Genomic DNA, 16090 nt, shown 5'->3' on the forward strand with positions numbered 1-16090 from the left:
CGATATCTTGGACATCTGCGTGGTTGGCAACCATCGTACCTCTGCCGTTTGGACACGAGTTGATGCGTTACATTTCTGCGCGAAATGTCCGAACTGGAAAGTTGCTGGAATTGCTACAAATGAAGGCTTGTGATGGGTGTCTGGTGGTCGACACCGTGCGCCGCTTCCCCCCACTTAGCGTTGCGTAAGTCGAGGCAACGCTGCGCGATGCGGCAGTCCAAAAGCGCGTTGAGGAAAGAGAAAAACGTGAAATCGATTCAAACAATCGATTTAACAATCCGACAAAGGCTAACCGCATTTCCAGCCTCGCTCTGGATGCGTAGTCGCCCTGCCCGTCCCAAGTCACTGTCGAATGGGCGGCCAATGCAGTCAAACGAATAGGTCGCCGCGGCGCAGCGGATTGCGTCTCATGGTAAATACAAAGTACGAATATTTAGATTTGCGGACGTCAATATCGAATGGTGCCGGACAGAATTGTCATGCTGCCGCTCCATCGGCGCTCGACGGCAAACTCCTCATAATGACGTGCGCTGAGTATCAAAGGCGCACCGTTCGCCATCGTCGTGTAGGTCAAGCCGCCACCGATTGCGTCGACGCTTCCCTGAAGCGAACCTAGCCGGGCGCCGGATCCAGAGTCGCCCGTCAACTGACGATAGTCATATCCGACGATGCCGATCATGAGCCCCTTAGAGATGTCACGGCCGATCGCCCACTCGTGGTGAAAATCGATGCCGCTCAAATAGTCGGTGGCGTCATTGTTGAAATTGTAAGTGATGCCCAACGTGCTGTTGAACTGGAGCTTCGTTGTTTTCTCAGTCCACGTGAAAGCCCATCCACCATCGATGCCCGGCCGATTAAGGCCGATGTTGGGCTCGAAGCCGACGGCGTATCGCCCGGTTGGGGCGACACCCTGAAAATAAACGGTATGGGCAAAATCGGCTTCTTGCCAACCGAGCTGAATGCGTGCCGTTAAGTCACCAAGGCCCCCGCCCGATGTTTCCTCTTCGAACGTGTTGCCGAGCGGACCAGTGACGGCTGCCTTCAGATCGATATGGCCGACAGGCACCGTTACCGCGAGCCCGAGGTTTCCGCCCAGAATTTTCTGCTTGGGGACGTAAAGGCCATTCACCGCTTCTTGGAAGAACTGAACTCTGCTGCCGACGTTCAATGTAACTCCGCCCAAAGTCACAGGCGCATTGATTTTGCCTTCGTAATAGCCACTGACGAAAGACACGTAGGTGCCGGGCGGTGGGGTGGCACCGGCGCCGAAAGCTGATCCGCCAAGCCCGTATGACGAAAAGCCGAATTCGGCGGCGTCGGCACTCGAATCGAGGCCCATGGAGAGCGCGCCGCCGATAACGATCGCCATGCTCGTTCGCATTCTTGGAACCCTTCCTAAGAACGCAACAGCAGCCGAAAAAGCGTACTTGACTCATATGCTGCCTGCTGTAGCGGGAATGGCACGGTGCGATGTTATTCATTGAGCTGAGATAAAGCATTCACCCCGTGGCTTCGGCACGCGCCCCACTCTTGTTGTCGACGCCCGTCGCGCTGTGATCGAAGTCGAAATCATACAAGTCTGTAACTATTCCAACGCATTGGAAATGCAGACGCGCATTGCGCTCGCGCGCGCTGCGTTTATATCTTCCGGGCTTTGCGGAGACCGCTTATGGACGATGCCGTGCCTCGTCTTCCCATTTCTGCGTTTATCATTTGCCTCAACGAAGAGCGCTATCTCGGCAAATGCATAGAGAGCCTCGCCAATTGCGCGGAGATCGTCGTCGTCGATTCCGGATCGACGGACGGCACGCTCGCGTTGATCCGCACCTACGTCGACAAGGGATGGCCGATACGCGTGTTTCAGGAAGCCTGGCGCGGTTATGCGGCGCAGAAGCAGTTCGCGCTCGATCAATGCAACCAGCCTTGGGCTCTCAACATTGATGCCGACGAACGTTTGGATGCGACACTCATCAAGGCGTTCCCGGAGCTGATCCGTGCGGACACCGCCGTCGTTGGCTGGCGGGTGGCGCGGCGGCCCTATTTGATCGGTCTCGGCTACACGCCGGAGCACGTGCGTGAGCGCAAAAACCTTCGTCTTATCCGGAAAGGCAAAGGCGCTTACGATCTATCGCAGACGGTTCACGAGGGCATTGTCCCCTCGGGGCAGGTCAACGATGCCGAGGCGGGCAGCATCCTGCATTTTCGTCCGCTCATCATGGATGAGCAGATTCTGAAGGAAAATCGCTACTCCACCCTCAAGGCGGATCAGCAGGTGGCTGAAGGAAAGCCTGCGAGCGTGATGAAGCTTATCTTCAGTCCGCCGATTTATTTCCTCCGGCTTTATTTTAGACACGGTCTATGGCGCTGCGGCGCTCCGGGCTTCATCCAGTCTGCGACCGGCGCGGTGTATGCGTTCTTGACCCAAGCTAAAATTTATCAACGTCACGCAATGAAGCGCCGTCCCACCGTCGACTCAGCCGGCTAAATGCGGGTTTGCGAATGCACGTGATGCACTATCACTTCGGCAAGGACGGTGGCGCGGAACGCTTTTTCGTCCATCTCGTCCGCGCACTCTCTCGCCGCGGCCTCGAGCAAACCGTCGTCATTCGCAAAGACAGGAGCTGGCGCGGCGAGATCGAAGGTCTGGCAAACATCATCGAAAGCAACTTCCGCAATCTATCGCCCGAACGGATTCTGTTGCCGCTCAAGGTCAAGCGCATCGCTCGCGAGACGAAGCCTGACGCGCTTTTCGCATGGGCTACGAGGGCAAGCCGCCTCATGCCGAATTACAAGGACTGCATCCGGATATCGCGGCTCGGCGATTTCCCGACAAATCTCAGCTATTTCAAAAATTGCGATGTCCTCGTCTGCAATACACCGGCGATCGGCGAGCACGTGCGAAAGATGGGATGGACGCGCGGCATTGAGGTCATTTCCAACTTCACGGACACCGATCGTGCCGTTCCCGCCGATCGCACTGCACTCGGCACGCCGCGTTCCGCGCCTGTGGTCATGTCCATGGGGCGCTTTGTCGAGCGTAAGGGCTTTGCGCAGCTTATCGCGGCTGTTGCGCTGCTGCCGGGCGTTCATCTCTGGCTCGCAGGCGACGGCGAAGAGCGCGCCAATCTTGAAAAGCTCGCAATGGATCTTGGCATGCTGGATCGGATGCGATTTCTCGGATGGCAATCCGATCCGCGCCCGTATCTCGCTGCTGCCGACATCTTTGTTATGCCATCGAGCCACGAGCCGCTCGGAAACGTCATCCTCGAAGCGTGGGCGCAACAGAAGCCCGTTGTATCAAGCCGCGCCGAAGGGCCGTCCTGGTTTATGCGGGATGGCGAGAACGGATTGCTCGTCGACATCGGCGATGTGAAAGGTTTTTCGAACGCGATCGCGCGATTGATCGCCAACCCGGATCTCGCGGCCCGAATTGCCGAAAATGGCAATAGCACACTTTCAGACTGGTTTTCCGAAGAGGCGGTCGCCAACGCCTACATCGATCTCTTCAAGCAGAAGCCGCCGACGCAAGCGTAGGCTTGCCTCCTCTAGCTGTCCCTTGCTCAATGCGTTTGGTTGCTGTGCGAATATTCCGCGTCGGCAAGCGGCAGACCATCGAGACCCCTTGCGCTCGCTTCCGCGGCCGACGGGTGTCGCAACAAGGCTCGATAAACTTCGAGGATCTTGCCTGCTTCGGTTTCAATCGAGAACTCTGTCGCGACGCGGGCGCGGCCAGCTGCTCCCATTTCGGCAGCACGTCCCGGATCATCCAACAGGCGGGCCGTGGCGGCCGCTAGCGCCTCCACATCCGAGGGCGCGACCAGAATGCCGGTATCATCGGCCACGATCTCAGGAAAAGCTCCGACCGTCGTTGCGACGACCGGCAAGCCACTTGCCATAGCTTCGAGCGGGGTGACCCCAAATCCTTCCCATCGTTGCGGAGCGACAAAGATATCAAGCGCGCGATACCAGCGCGGCATTTCCGACGTTCCGACTTCCGGTAAAATCAGGAGCCGTTCGTTAAGCCCTGCGGCCGCTATCTTGGCGCGAAGCCCTTCAAGAAAGTCCGTATGTGCGAAGGTTGCGCGCCCTACCAATACCGCGCCGACGCCGGGGCGCGACGCCAGTACGCGGAGCATTGCGTCGACGAAAACATCGCTACCTTTTCCGGGGCGAATGCGGCCGAAGCAGCCAACCAGCTTCAAGTCGGGAAGACCAAGCTCGTCGCGCGCGGCAGCCCGATTTTGAGCCGGGTGAAATGCGTCGGCGTTGATGCCGTGGCCAATCACTGTCGCTGGATGCTCGAGGTACATTGCAGTTTTGCTGGACGTCGCGATCAAGCCGTCCATGCGGGCGATCAGCGAGCGGGTCCAGCGCGTGTGATGTCGTTGCGACGCCGAAGTGAACACAAGCCGCAGGGGAAAGCCAAGCACGTCCCGCAGAACGACTCCGGCCAGCATCTCGATATTCCGGCGCGCGTGCCAAATCCGGTAATCTCCGACAGCGGGCTTTTGCCAAAGCGTTGGCAAATCGAGAACGCTCATTTTCGGCGTCGAGGGCGCCAACCCCGGGCCCAATGCGGCAATTCTCGCGTTGCGCGCCAGAACTGGCAAAATCCGTTCGAGCGTGGACGTGACGCCCGACAGGCGCCGGGTGAAATTCGGCGCGACGATTTCGAGGTCACGTACGGACACCGGCGTCGAGGATCCGGCCGCGTTATCGCCTGGCGCAGCATAACTGCCCAGCTCATTGTTCTTTGTACGTCCGATTGCCGTCAGAATGTTGAGAAGGCGGCTCGGCCGCGGTCGATCCTTGTGGAAGCCGCTTCCGCTTTCAGCTTGATAACCCTGATGCAGCGACCCGATGTGCCCGGGGTAAAACGCCCGCCTTTGACCAATTCCCATTGTGCCTCCCGGCAAGCCGCTAAAATGGGCTCGTCGGGAGTTCTTGGTGGTCAGCAAAGGCTGAATAGCGTCCGTTTTGTTACTGTTTTGTATGCGTTGCGTTACTGGCAATTCCGTGATGGATCTGCGCAACAACAACAGCATGCATTGACGGGATCAGACGGTGCCACAAGACGAACAACCCGATTTTGCGCCGATCGCGCTGGTCTTCCTGGTGGTGCTGGGCATTTTCGGCATCGTTCATGCCGTCCTCGGGAATGGCCGTAATATCGTCGATTACGCGATAGCGGTCATACTTTGGCTCGGCGCGTGCTTGCTCGTCGTTGCTGCAGTCAATCAGGCTTTTCGCGCGACACGGGCCATTGCAGAGTTCATCCGGTCGCGAAAGGCGAAGTGAACGTCGTTCGCAGAATCAATCGATAATCAGTGCGAGCAGACTCCCAAGGCGCTGCGAACGCGTGCGTGAAGCGGGCGGATGTATCGTTTTTCGAGGGGCTGGAAGATACCGTTGAACCCAAGGTTCAAACGCGAACGCGATAAAAGTGTGGTGATTGCCCATCGAGCTGCGCGATCCCGGCGCGGCATGCGTCGAAGAATATCGTACCAAAACATCAACTCGACCTCCGATAGACCTTGGATCGAGAGGATTTGAGATGGACCCGGTATTCGCGAAAAGGTCGGCTTGACGTCACCGGTCGCCACGTAAAGGCCCATTGCGGTCCGAATGCACTTTTCACATTCCTCGCAATTGAGGCGGTTGCCCACGCCATTCGGCTTCCTGCAGACACCGAGCCTCGATAGCGCGTCAGGGATTTTGGCAAGATAAGCCATCTTATCGACCCTCAGCGTATCTGCGCCTCCGCCGACAACTGAAAATCGCGATGAGCCGAGCAGGTGCGGCATGTACTGGTTGTTTCCCCACGGCATGATCTCGAGGTCTTCGCCGAAAGTAAAATCTGCGGCAATGCTGGCACCCGCGTGGGTCGCGCTTAATGTGTGAGCGATCGCGGAAAGACCAAGCTGCGTGTCGAGTTCATACTGGATGCAGAACTCTCTCCAATTCGTCGAACAGACGAGCATAGGCAGACCTAGAGATTGAGCGATCGCCGATACGCGCTGTTCGAGGAGTGGAAAAAACGTCGTATCCGACAACGGGTAGTCGAAGCCGTGAACAAGAAAGACGCTCCCCGGCGTGCGGTTGTCGCGTCCCGCGTCACCCGCGCAATTAGCAAAGATGGAGAACATGCTGTCGACGCCACCCGAGAACGGGTACGTCCATGGCTGCGAGCCCGGATGGGGCGCTTCTTCAATTTCACTTTCCGCAAAAAGCTTGGCTTGCTTGTATTTATCCGGACGCCATTGCGACCAGATTTTTGTGTAGCGTTTGGCATTCTGGAGAAGTTTGGCGTCGACCGCGCCCCGAACGTACAAATTGCTGCCGGTATTCATCGCGATCGGCAACGCCGCCAGCAGTGCGAAATTGGCGTTCGGAGGCTCGACACCGACGATATTCGCCGGCCCCCTCCAATCGAACCAAATTGTGCCCGCGATTTCCGGGACATCAACTTCGATGCGTGATCCTAAGATGCGCGGCACTGCTGTAATTGCGGCGATCGAGTTCATCTCGAGATGTCCATCGCTTGGATAAGAAATCGTGTTCGTGGCCAGCAATAACCAAAGAGCCATTTGTGGCTAACGTTGTCGTGCATCCGCCGTTTGACGAGAGCCGCGAGCATTTCGTAGCGCTCGACATGGTTCATTGCTATCGAGTATTTGACAGGGAACTTTGGTGATATTCCAGCGGGACAGTTCAGAAGGCCAATGCGGAAAGTTGGGATCGTATGCGCGTTCAATCCAGGCAACACAGGCATGTTCTCGGTTGATCTCGCGGCCAGCCGAGTGTTCGACGCATGGAATATCGAGCACACGCTGATCAACTTTCAAAAGCGACGCTGGCGACTGCCCTTAAAGTATCAGGTCTCTAGGACACCCAACAAGCTTGCAAAGTACTCACACATCCTCTTTTGGGGTGATTTCCAGAACAATCCCGTATACGGCACACGGGATTTTGCAAACCGTGAAGTCAAGTTCCGGTACGCGCGCACGGCCCCTGAGGGCGTCGCCAACTGGACTCGTCTGCACCTCGAACTTTCCAGTGTCTTGCCGAAGAGCACGGTCGTCGCCTCAATCGGCAACTGCTTTCTTGGATCGCGCGAGGCAGCTTCGCAACACAACCTCTCCGCATCGCTGAAGACCTTTGCTGACAGTGCAGTACGGATCTTGCCACGAGAATCCCAGTCCGGGGCGGAACTCGTGGAGGCTGCGGGAGGCTCACCACGCAGCAACGTTTTGACCGGACTTGACCCGGCGTTTTTGCTGGAGCCCGAGAAGCGAGAGGATTTTCGGGAACGCAAATATTTCGGATACTGCTTTGCAAGATCCCAGGTCCAAGATGTCACCGAGGGACTCGACGCTATCATCAAGGCAACGGGATTGACCCCTGTTGAAGTGCCGTGGAGCGTCGGCAAGCGAAGAGTATCGCAGAGGCAGATTTTTTCCGACGCGTTAGAGGCGTTCGCAAAATGCCGGTTCATTGTGAGCGACGTCTATCACCTCACTGTGAATGCAATCAATCACGGCGTACCGGTCATCGTTCTGAGCCGACGCCAGGAAATCACCCGATCGTCCGTCGATGATCAGAAAAAATCCGCACTCACAGATCAAATCGGAGCAAGCGGATTGCACGTCATGCTGGCCGACGACGCCTCGTTCGCAACGCAGGTTCCAACGGTCGTCGGGGCATATGAGGCGCTGATGGACGGCCAGACATCTTTCGACGAGATCATAGAAGGTCTCATTTCTCAAAAGACGCGATATCGATCCGCGATCAAAGAGATCTTGTGCGCTTGATCACGGCAATTATCTGCCGTCGATGGTTCGATAATATGCGCTGTAAAATCCAAAGCCGCCCAAGATCTGGCCAGCGGCTTTGACGATGCGGAGAGCCCCGCTGTAGAACAGTGATTTTCCGGCTATGGGGCGAACAATCCACACGATCGCGCTGAACAGCAAAGCGGAGCTTCCGATGATAAGTCCGCGCATTATCTTAGGGAGCAATGTCAGAAAGCCCCTGACGGCTCCGCGCTGAATTCGTAAAACCTGAGCTTGCGAAGTCGCGACCATGTACGTCCGCGAAATGCGCTTTTTGACGGAAAGGCGAGACGCCGGCAGCTCTTCGCAGAGCCGAGCTTCGGCGACCCATATGATTTTTGCACCATTGTCTGTTGCCCGACGGAAGAACTCGACATCTTCCGAACCGCCCAGCAACCGTTCGTCAAATCGTAGCGCCAAGCCGTCTTTACGCACCAAATGCGCGCGCATCAAAATGTTGTTGGTTGCCGCTCCGCGTAGAATTTTTCCCGTCGGACGGCACGGCCTGATGCGCGGCGTCCACCAATCGGGGGGCTCTCCCACGCAGATCTGGTCGACGGGTCCACTTGCTACATCGGCGCCAAATGTAACGCTACCTTCGTAAAGTTTTATCAGCCAGTCAGGCTCGGCATATTCGTCGTCGTCGATCAGCGCGATCCAGTCGGCACCAAGCGCAGTTGCCAAATCGAGCGCAGCGTTACGGGCAAAAGGAATTCCCGATCGTTGTTCGAGCCGGTAGTGGATTTCTATCGGCGATTTTTGCTGTATGCTGGACACGATTTCCGCCGAATCCGGCGTCAAGGCATTTTCGACAACGATAATCTGAATGCGCGCATCAGTCGGTGCCGTGAGTTGCACGAGACTTTCCAGACATCTCCTCAGCATTTCCGGTCGCTGCGCTGTGCAAACCGCGACAACAAATTCGGTCATCTGCTCGTCACCAGCATGGTCAATGGCAAGAAGACGAAGTCGTAAACTGAAGTGATTCGGGCCTTAAAGCGCCCAAATGCCTCTTGCGGTTGCAATATGTTTGGAATGCCGTGTTGATAACTCTGCGAGCGTCAATTCATCGGCTCCGCGGTCGCTTGAGGCGATCCGTCGCCGCGGAAGGTTCTCGATTGAAATCGCGACGGAGACGGCATTAGCTAACCGATGCCACCTGTTATTCTTCCTCAGACGCCGGGCCTTTGGGGCCATCGACCGCTGCAGGTCTTCCTTTGGGCGCGCGGTTTCTCGAAATTTTCCTCGCAGATACTAACGGTCGCGGTCGGCTGGCAGATCTACGATATGACGAGCAGCGCACTTGCTCTCGGCATGGCAGGTCTCGTGCAATTTCTGCCGACTGCAATTCTGGTGTTCGTCGCCGGGCACGTTTCGGATCGATATGACCGCCGGCGATTGATGCAGCTCTGCCAGCTTATCGAGGCACTTACCGCGCTCTTTCTCGCGTGGGGCAGTTACGAAGGCTGGCTGACCGTGCCGCAGATTTTCGCCGCCGTCGCACTTTTCGGTGTCGCCGCCGCGTTCGAGAGCCCTTCAACAGCTGCATTGCTGCCAGCTGTCGCGCCCACGGGCATGCTGCAAAAAGCAACCGCGCTTTCAACAGGGGTGTTTCAGCTCGCGGCCATTACCGGTCCGGCCGTCGGCGGACTTTCCTATGGGGTTTCCGCTGCGTTGCCTTATGCGATCATGGCGGGCTTCTGGGCCACCGCGGCGATCCTCAATGGCCAGATCAAAATCGAGAGGTCGGTCAGCGCGCGCGAGTCACCGACGCCTGGGGCTCTCTTCGCGGGCCTGCATTTCGTTCGCAATAATCCCGCCATCCTTGGCACGATCTCACTCGATCTCTTTGCTGTTCTGCTTGGCGGTGCTTCCGCGCTGCTGCCGATCTACGCTCGCGACATCCTGCAGACGGGCCCGTGGGGTCTCGGAATGCTACGCGGCGCGCAGGCCGTCGGCGCCTTGTTGATGACGGGGTTTCTCAGTCGCCACGCGATCATCGACCGGGTTGGAATGCGCATGTTCCAAGCGGTCATCGTATTCGGCGTTGCGACCGTGATCTTCGGACTTTCGCATACGCTTTGGCTGTCGGTGCTGGCGCTCGCGGTGATGGGTGCGGCTGACACGATCAGCGTCGTGATCCGGGTTTCGCTGGTCCAACTCAAAACGCCTGACGAGATGCGCGGCCGTGTCGGCGCGGTCAATTTCCTTTTCATCAACGCGTCGAACCAACTCGGCGAATTCGAAAGCGGGATGATGGCCGCGCTTCTCGGCGCCGTCCCAGCGGTCGTGTTCGGCGGCATTGGAACGATTGCGGTGGCGCTGCTCTGGATGAAGCTCTTCCCGGCACTGCGCGATCTGACCCGCCTCGAATAGCCTCGTTCAGGTCTCGAGAGTGCTTGGTGTTATCGCGTCGATGGTGCGTACGCCGGCGAGCGCCATCGTGACGTCGAGCTCCTTGGCGATGATGTCGATGGCTTTGCTGACGCCCGCCTCGCCCGCGGCGCACAAGCCGTAGAGATAGGCGCGCGCAATCAGGCACGACTTCGCTCCGAGCGCCAACGCGCGGAAGACGTCCTGGCCGGATCGAACACCACCGTCGAACATGATCTCGATGTCCGATCCGACCGCGTCCGCGATCCGCGGCAGCATGGAGATCGACGATACGGCGCCATCGAGCTGGCGGCCGCCGTGGTTCGAAACGACGATTGCGCTCGCTCCTGTTCGGGCAGCGAGGCGTGCATCTTCGACGTCGAGAATGCCTTTGATAATGAGCTTGCCGGGCCATTTCTCGCGAACCCAGGCGACGTCGTCCCAAGACAGCGCCTGGTCGAACTGACTGCCGATCCAATCCCGGTAGGAGGCGAGGCCCTCGGTCCCGGCGATGCGCCCTTGGACGTTTCCGAACGACTTCCTTTTGCCCATGAGGACATTGGCGATCCAGGCAGGTTTCGAAAGCGTGTTGGCGATCGTGCGCAGGCGCAAGCGCGGCGGCACTGAGAGGCCACTATGAATGTCGCGGTGGCGCTGACCTAGAACCTGAAGATCGACCGTCAGCACAAGAGCGGAGCACTTCGCAGCTCGCGCGCGGGCAATGAGATCGGCAACGAAGCCGCGGTCCTTCATAAAGTAGAGCTGGAACCAGAACGGCTGCGTAACCGCGGCGGCTACGTCCTCGATCGAGCAGATCGAGAGCGTGCTGAGCGTATACGGGACGCCGGCTTTCTCGGCGGCACGGGCGGCTGCGATCTCGCCATCGCGATATGCCAATCCGCTCATGCCAACCGGCGCGAGCGCGAGCGGCAGACGCGCTTTCTCACCGAGAATGGTTTGCGTTAGATTTCGATTGTCAGCGCCTGCGAGAACGCGCTGCCGGATATGGATATTCGCGAGGTCGCGGAGATTGGCGTGGAGCGTTTGCTCCGAGTACGAGCCGGATTCGTAATAGCCCATGACGTCGGCCGGCACCCGACGGTGCGCTAAACGCCGTAGATCTTCGATGCAGGCAACAGAGTCGAGTGTCACGCGGTCCGTCCGAAAAGATCAGCCGCCGAATTTCAGTGAAGCGAAATCATGCATCGGCTTCGCTGACAGAAATGGCTACGCCGGGGTGGACGGATTTGAGCTGGCGGACGTCATCGAGGGCCTGTGCCCAGACGTTGCAAGGTCCAGCGAGGCGAATTTCGCCCCGCGTTTTCGATAGCGGCGTCGGCCCGAAGCCGATTGAGATAGCATCGCCATCGGGCCAAAAGACAATGTCGCCCGCCTTGACGAGGACGCGCGCGTCAGGCTCAGCAGCCGAGCTAACCGGCGCGTCGAAATAAATTTCTTCGCCCCACGTGCGCGCCGCGGACTCGATGGGGAGCGCAGCCCAAATGCGTTCGGCAGTCGGCGTGTCGAGCAGCCTCGCTCGAATAGCAACACCCCCGGCCCGGATGACGATTTTTCGCATACCGCACAATCCCGATCAGCTGCGCGACCGGGATCGTTTGCGGTCGCAGAGGCGAAGTCTCTCATCGAGGCTGTCCGCCCACAAGGGGCTTCACGGCTTCGAACCCGAACAAAATGCCACTCGCCGGCCAAAAGTTGCCTAGAATCGTTTGGCGAGCAGTGCATTGCCAATGCTGCAGGTGCGAAAAGCACCTGCGAGGCACCTTCAGACAAGCACAGAGGATCTGCGATCAGGGAGCGGGTCCGAAGACCAGCGATGTGTTCAGGCCGCCGAACGCAAGCGAGTTCGACATCGTGTACTTGAGCTTCATCTCCCGGCCGACATTCGGGATGTAGTCGAGATCGCATCCCTCACCCGGCTCATCGAGCCCGATGGTCGGCGGTGCCCAGCTCTCGCGCATCGCCATGATGGTCGCGACGGCTTCGATGCCGCCACCTGCTCCAAGAGGATGGCCGTGCATCGACTTCGTCGAGGAGATCGCAAGCTTGTAGGCGTGATCCTTGAAGACGTTCTTGATCGCCTTCGTCTCGTTGATGTCGTTGTCGGCCGTCGCCGTTCCGTGGGCGTTGAGGTAGTCGATCTGGTCCGGCGTGAGGCCGGCTTCCTCGATGGCCGACTGCATGGCGACACTCGGGCCTTCGACGGTCGGCTTGACCATGTCCTGGCTGTCGGAAGCCATGCCGTATCCGCAAAGCTCGGCGAGGATGGTCGCTCCGCGCGCCTGAGCATGCTCAAGGCTCTCAAGAACGAGGATACCCGCGCCATCGGCCAGAACCGTGCCGTTGCGCTTCTTCGCAAACGGGAAGCAGCCTTCCGGCGAGAGAACGTGAAGCGCCTGCCAAGCCTTCATGGTTCCGTAGTTGATGACGGATTCGGACGCGCCTGCGATTGCAACGTCGGCCATGCCATCGCGGATGTAGTCGCGGGCGATGCCGATGGCGTGCGTTGCCGTCGAGCATGCCGAGCAGGTTGCGAACGTCGGTCCCTTGACGCCGAATTCGATGCCGACGTGAGCGGCGGCAGACGAACCGATAATGCGCAAGAGCGTCAACGGATGAGTCGCGCGCTTATTGTGAATGAAGAGGTCGCGGTAGGCGGTCTCAAATGTTGTGAGGCCACCGGCGCCCGAGCCGATGATGCAAGCCGAGCGATAAGGATTGGTCAGCGGCATCTCGAGGCCGGACATCTTGATCGCTTCGTCGGCCGCAGCCGCAGCGAACCAGGAATAGCGATCGGCAAGCGTGATGATGCGATCGCGTTTGAAATGTTTCAGGCGCTGCTTAGGATCGAAATCCTTGATCTGCGCAGCGATCAGAATCTTGAGATCGTCCAACGGAAATCCGGCGAGCGGGGTGACTCCGGATTTCCCCGCCTTCAAACTGGCCCAGAAATCAGGAACGTTTTGCCCAATCGGGGTTACAACTCCGAGGCCCGTGACGACGACTCGGCGCCCCGGTTTACCATTCGACATCAATCAATCTTTCTTCTCTGACGAACGCGCAGAAGCCCCATGAGGGGCCTCCGGCATTCATACCCGTTACGTCCGAAGACGCCGCGAGACCGTTAAGCTTTGGCTGCGGAAGCCTGCTTCGCGGCGATCAGCGACTTCACCCGATCCACGACCGAGCCAACAGTCTTGAAGGCTTCGACTTCTTCGTTGGCGTTGTATGGGATCTCGATCCCAAAGCCATCTTCGATGTCGAATACGATCATCGCAAGATCAAGAGACTCGATCTTGAGATCTGTTAGCTGGGTGTCGAGCGAGATGTCGTCGCGCGGCTCCTTCATATGCTTCTTGAGGATTTCGATAACCTTCGTCGCGACTTCGTCCATCGGCCTCTCCCACCCTCGCAATGTCTGCGATGGGCCAGTTTTGCTTGGCATCTACCTAAGCCAAGACCATTTCTTCAGCAAGCGGGGGGGTCACTTATCCTTAAACAACCGGCAAGTCTAGACGCGGACCGTCGCGCACCATCCGGGACCCCGCTGGGGTGCCAAAGTTGTACCATCCTAGCGGGGATAGGTTTGATCGAGCGCTAGCTTTCGGAAGCCGAATTTGACTAATATTAAGCGAGCGCCGCAAGCGTTCGAAAGTTCTGCGAAGTAAACGGGATCCGGACAACATAAATTCCAAACATACCGGACGGATATGAAACCCGAAACAACTCAGGCGACGATGATATCTCCCCTGTGGGTCGATCATTACCCGCGCGGCGTCGATTGGCACATGCCAATACCGAAGCGGACGGTGCCGGAGCTCCTCGAACGTGCAGCGAATGAGTTTCCCGGTAATCCCGCCATTAGCTTTCTCGGCCGGACAACGAGCTATTCGATGCTCGCATCGGAGGTTGATCGGGTCGCGGCCGGCCTGCAGTCAATTGGAGTAAAGCGCGGCACTAAGGTCGGTCTCCTACTTCCAAACACTCCGACGTTCGTTGTCTATTATTTTGCAATACTGAAAGCGGGCGGCACAGTCGTCAATTTCAATCCTCTTTATACTCTCGAAGAGCTAACCTTCCAAGTCAAGGATAGCGAAACTGAGATCATGATAACGCATGATCTCAGCCTGCTATTTTCCAAGGCTGAGGCACTGATGCTCAGCGGCGTTATTGCGCGATCGGTCGTCATTCCGTTCGCCAGCGTGCTCCCGCCGCTAAAATCTGTGCTCTTTCGCCTCTTCAAAAGGAAAGATGTCGCGGACGTTCGAGCGTCGCGCGCGGCCGATCGCGTCATCAATGGCCTAACGCTGGCCGCGACATCCGCGCCGATGACGCCCGTCGCCATCGATCCGGACGAAGATGTCGCGGTGCTGCAGTACACCGGCGGCACCACGGGCACGCCCAAGGGCGCGATGCTGACGCACGCAAACCTGACCGCGAACGCCGCGCAGATCGCGGCGTGGGGCGTCGATCTGGAGCCCGGAACCGAAAGCATCCTCGGAGCGCTGCCTCTGTTCCACGTTTTCGCGATGACCGTCGTGATGAACCTCGGAGTCGAACTCGCGGCCAAGATCATATTGATTCCGCGGTTTCAGCTCGTCGAAGTTCTCAAACTCCTCAACCGCGAGCGGCCGACTGTTTTGCCAGCGGTGCCGACGATGTTCACGGCGATGCTCAACTATCCCAAATTCAAATCATACGACGTCTCATCGCTGCGCTTTTGTCTTTCGGGCGGGGCTCCGCTGCCCATGGAGGTCAAGCTCAAGTTTGAGGCGGTGTCGGGAGCAAAGGTCGTCGAAGGCTACGGACTTTCCGAGGCCTCTCCCGTGCTGACCTGCAATCCCGTTCAGGGAGAACCCGTGGCCGGCTCCATTGGGCCGCCGATGCCCGGCACGACCATTTCGCTTCGCGATATCGAAGACCCGACCAAGGAAGTGGCGCAAGGCGAGCGCGGCGAACTTTGCGCCAAGGGCCCGCAGATCATGAAGGGCTACTGGAAAAAGCCGGCCGAGACCGAAAAGCAGTTCGTCGGAGAGTTCCTGCGCACGGGCGACGTCGCGATCATGGACGAACACGGGTATTTCTCGATTGTCGACCGGATCAAGGATCTCATTATTTGCTCGGGTTACAACGTCTATCCGCGGCGCATCGAGGAGGCGATCTATACGCATCCGGCAGTCGAAGAAGTGACGGTCATCGGTATCGCGGACGACTACCGGGGCGAAGCACCCAAAGCTTTCATCAAGTTGAAAAGCGGGATGTCGGCAACGGCGGCAGACATTCTCAAGCATCTGGAGCCGAAGATCTCCAAGATCGAGATGCCGGCCGCAATCGAGTTTCGCGATAGCTTGCCCAAGACGATGATCGGCAAGCTTTCCAAAAAGGAGTTGGCCGCCGAGGAAGCCATGCGCGGCCGCCCGGCGTCATGACCGGCAAAACCGCGAACGCGCTTCCGCCGGCTCGGGGCGCCCATCAGGACGCGCATCACGAGCCCTCCTACACCATTTCGGCGCTCGCCAAAGAATTCGGTATTACAACGCGGACGATCCGCTTCTACGAGAGCCGCGGGCTGATATCGCCGGAGCGTATCGGGACAGCGCGGCGGTATTCGAAGCGGGACCGGGCGCGGCTCATCCTGATTTTGCGTGGCAGGAACCTCGGCTTCACGGTCGAAGACGTGAGCGACTATCTTTCGCTTTACGATTCAGATCCCGGGCATCTCGCCCAGACGCGTCACCTTCTCGACAAGGTGACGGCGGCAATTGCGGAGATCGAGACGAAGCGGCACGACATCGAGCGCTCGCTGGCGGACCTCACCGAGATCCGCGCACGCTGCGAAGCACATCTCAAAAAGAACGCTTGAGCCT

Annotated in this window: 15 protein-coding genes; 7 read left to right on the forward strand and 8 right to left on the reverse strand. The window is 58.3% G+C overall.

Annotated features, from left to right (window positions below):
- Positions 1-448: 448 nt before the first annotated feature.
- Positions 449-1381 (reverse strand): transporter, encoded by a 933-nt coding sequence (locus tag K2Q04_RS05780; RefSeq protein WP_291160518.1) that lies wholly within the window; start codon positions 1379-1381, stop codon positions 449-451.
- A gap of 288 nt (positions 1382-1669) precedes the next feature.
- On the opposite strand from K2Q04_RS05780, the gene K2Q04_RS05785 reads away from it, so the two are divergent.
- Complete coding sequence (locus tag K2Q04_RS05785; protein WP_291160520.1) at positions 1670-2485, forward strand: glycosyltransferase family 2 protein; 816 nt, start codon at positions 1670-1672, stop codon at positions 2483-2485.
- A gap of 14 nt (positions 2486-2499) precedes the next feature.
- Positions 2500-3534 carry a glycosyltransferase gene (locus tag K2Q04_RS05790; RefSeq protein WP_291160523.1) on the forward strand — a complete coding sequence of 345 codons (1035 nt, stop codon included), beginning with the start codon at positions 2500-2502 and terminating at the stop codon, positions 3532-3534.
- A 26-nt stretch (positions 3535-3560) separates the two neighbouring features.
- Here K2Q04_RS05790 and K2Q04_RS05795 read toward each other — a convergent pair whose 3' ends face one another.
- On the reverse strand, positions 3561-4901 hold the full coding sequence (locus tag K2Q04_RS05795; protein WP_291160525.1) for a glycosyltransferase family 4 protein: 1341 nt from the start codon (positions 4899-4901) through the stop codon (positions 3561-3563).
- A 163-nt stretch (positions 4902-5064) separates the two neighbouring features.
- Here K2Q04_RS05795 and K2Q04_RS05800 point away from each other — a divergent pair, with 163 nt between their 5' ends.
- Entirely contained in the window at positions 5065-5298 is a 234-nt protein-coding gene (locus K2Q04_RS05800) for a hypothetical protein (RefSeq protein WP_291160528.1), read from the forward strand.
- Positions 5299-5324: 26 nt separating this feature from the next.
- On the opposite strand, the gene K2Q04_RS05805 is transcribed toward K2Q04_RS05800, so the two are convergent.
- Entirely contained in the window at positions 5325-6524 is a 1200-nt protein-coding gene (locus K2Q04_RS05805; protein ID WP_291160531.1) for a hypothetical protein, read from the reverse strand.
- A gap of 198 nt (positions 6525-6722) precedes the next feature.
- Between K2Q04_RS05805 and K2Q04_RS05810 the strand changes: the two genes are divergently transcribed.
- Entirely contained in the window at positions 6723-7811 is a 1089-nt protein-coding gene (locus K2Q04_RS05810; protein WP_291160534.1) for a polysaccharide pyruvyl transferase family protein, read from the forward strand.
- A 9-nt stretch (positions 7812-7820) separates the two neighbouring features.
- On the opposite strand, the gene K2Q04_RS05815 is transcribed toward K2Q04_RS05810, so the two are convergent.
- Positions 7821-8762, reverse strand: a complete 942-nt coding sequence (locus K2Q04_RS05815; RefSeq protein ID WP_291160537.1) for a glycosyltransferase family 2 protein — start codon at positions 8760-8762, stop codon at positions 7821-7823.
- A 222-nt stretch (positions 8763-8984) separates the two neighbouring features.
- Between K2Q04_RS05815 and K2Q04_RS05820 the strand changes: the two genes are divergently transcribed.
- On the forward strand, positions 8985-10208 hold the full coding sequence (locus K2Q04_RS05820; protein ID WP_291160539.1) for an MFS transporter: 1224 nt from the start codon (positions 8985-8987) through the stop codon (positions 10206-10208).
- Between the two features lie 6 nt (positions 10209-10214).
- Here K2Q04_RS05820 and K2Q04_RS05825 read toward each other — a convergent pair whose 3' ends face one another.
- From K2Q04_RS05825 to K2Q04_RS05840, 4 genes are all read right to left on the reverse strand, one after another.
- The gene (locus tag K2Q04_RS05825; RefSeq protein WP_291160541.1) at positions 10215-11357 is read right to left on the reverse strand and encodes an alpha-hydroxy acid oxidase; all 1143 of its coding nucleotides are present in this window, start codon (positions 11355-11357) and stop codon (positions 10215-10217) included.
- Positions 11358-11403: 46 nt separating this feature from the next.
- Positions 11404-11784, reverse strand: a complete 381-nt coding sequence (locus K2Q04_RS05830) for a cyclophilin-like fold protein (RefSeq protein ID WP_092869617.1) — start codon at positions 11782-11784, stop codon at positions 11404-11406.
- A gap of 229 nt (positions 11785-12013) precedes the next feature.
- On the reverse strand, positions 12014-13255 hold the full coding sequence (locus K2Q04_RS05835; protein WP_291160543.1) for a beta-ketoacyl synthase: 1242 nt from the start codon (positions 13253-13255) through the stop codon (positions 12014-12016).
- A gap of 92 nt (positions 13256-13347) precedes the next feature.
- Positions 13348-13617: an acyl carrier protein gene (locus K2Q04_RS05840; RefSeq protein ID WP_045836129.1), complete on the reverse strand. Its 270-nt coding sequence runs from the start codon at positions 13615-13617 to the stop codon at positions 13348-13350.
- 316 nt (positions 13618-13933) lie between these two features.
- On the opposite strand from K2Q04_RS05840, the gene K2Q04_RS05845 reads away from it, so the two are divergent.
- Positions 13934-15652 (forward strand): long-chain fatty acid--CoA ligase, encoded by a 1719-nt coding sequence (locus tag K2Q04_RS05845; protein ID WP_291160545.1) that lies wholly within the window; start codon positions 13934-13936, stop codon positions 15650-15652.
- A complete protein-coding gene (locus K2Q04_RS05850) occupies positions 15649-16086 on the forward strand; it encodes a MerR family DNA-binding transcriptional regulator (RefSeq protein WP_291160547.1) in 438 nt (145 codons plus the stop codon). The genes K2Q04_RS05845 and K2Q04_RS05850 overlap by 4 nt, the downstream gene beginning before the upstream one ends.
- Positions 16087-16090 lie beyond the last annotated feature (4 nt).

Source organism: Hyphomicrobium sp., from assembly GCF_019753045.1.
Classification (GTDB): Bacteria; Pseudomonadota; Alphaproteobacteria; order Rhizobiales; family Hyphomicrobiaceae; genus Hyphomicrobium_B.

Bases quoted from the DNA above. Each gene is read 5' to 3' on its own strand.
- K2Q04_RS05830 (WP_092869617.1), bottom strand. From the start codon at position 11,784: ATGCGAAAAATCGTCATCCGGGCCGGGGGTGTTGCTATTCGAGCGAGG.
- K2Q04_RS05840 (WP_045836129.1), bottom strand. From the start codon at position 13,617: ATGGACGAAGTCGCGACGAAGGTTATCGAAATCCTCAAGAAGCATATG.
- K2Q04_RS05785 (WP_291160520.1), top strand. From the start codon at position 1,670: ATGGACGATGCCGTGCCTCGTCTTCCCATTTCTGCGTTTATCATTTGC.
- K2Q04_RS05820 (WP_291160539.1), top strand. From the start codon at position 8,985: ATGCCACCTGTTATTCTTCCTCAGACGCCGGGCCTTTGGGGCCATCGA.
- K2Q04_RS05850 (WP_291160547.1), top strand. From the start codon at position 15,649: ATGACCGGCAAAACCGCGAACGCGCTTCCGCCGGCTCGGGGCGCCCAT.
- K2Q04_RS05815 (WP_291160537.1), bottom strand. From the start codon at position 8,762: ATGACCGAATTTGTTGTCGCGGTTTGCACAGCGCAGCGACCGGAAATG.
- K2Q04_RS05810 (WP_291160534.1), top strand. From the start codon at position 6,723: ATGCGGAAAGTTGGGATCGTATGCGCGTTCAATCCAGGCAACACAGGC.
- K2Q04_RS05845 (WP_291160545.1), top strand. From the start codon at position 13,934: ATGAAACCCGAAACAACTCAGGCGACGATGATATCTCCCCTGTGGGTC.
- K2Q04_RS05780 (WP_291160518.1), bottom strand. From the start codon at position 1,381: ATGCGAACGAGCATGGCGATCGTTATCGGCGGCGCGCTCTCCATGGGC.
- K2Q04_RS05795 (WP_291160525.1), bottom strand. From the start codon at position 4,901: ATGGGAATTGGTCAAAGGCGGGCGTTTTACCCCGGGCACATCGGGTCG.
- K2Q04_RS05835 (WP_291160543.1), bottom strand. From the start codon at position 13,255: ATGTCGAATGGTAAACCGGGGCGCCGAGTCGTCGTCACGGGCCTCGGA.
- K2Q04_RS05790 (WP_291160523.1), top strand. From the start codon at position 2,500: ATGCACGTGATGCACTATCACTTCGGCAAGGACGGTGGCGCGGAACGC.
- K2Q04_RS05805 (WP_291160531.1), bottom strand. From the start codon at position 6,524: ATGAACTCGATCGCCGCAATTACAGCAGTGCCGCGCATCTTAGGATCA.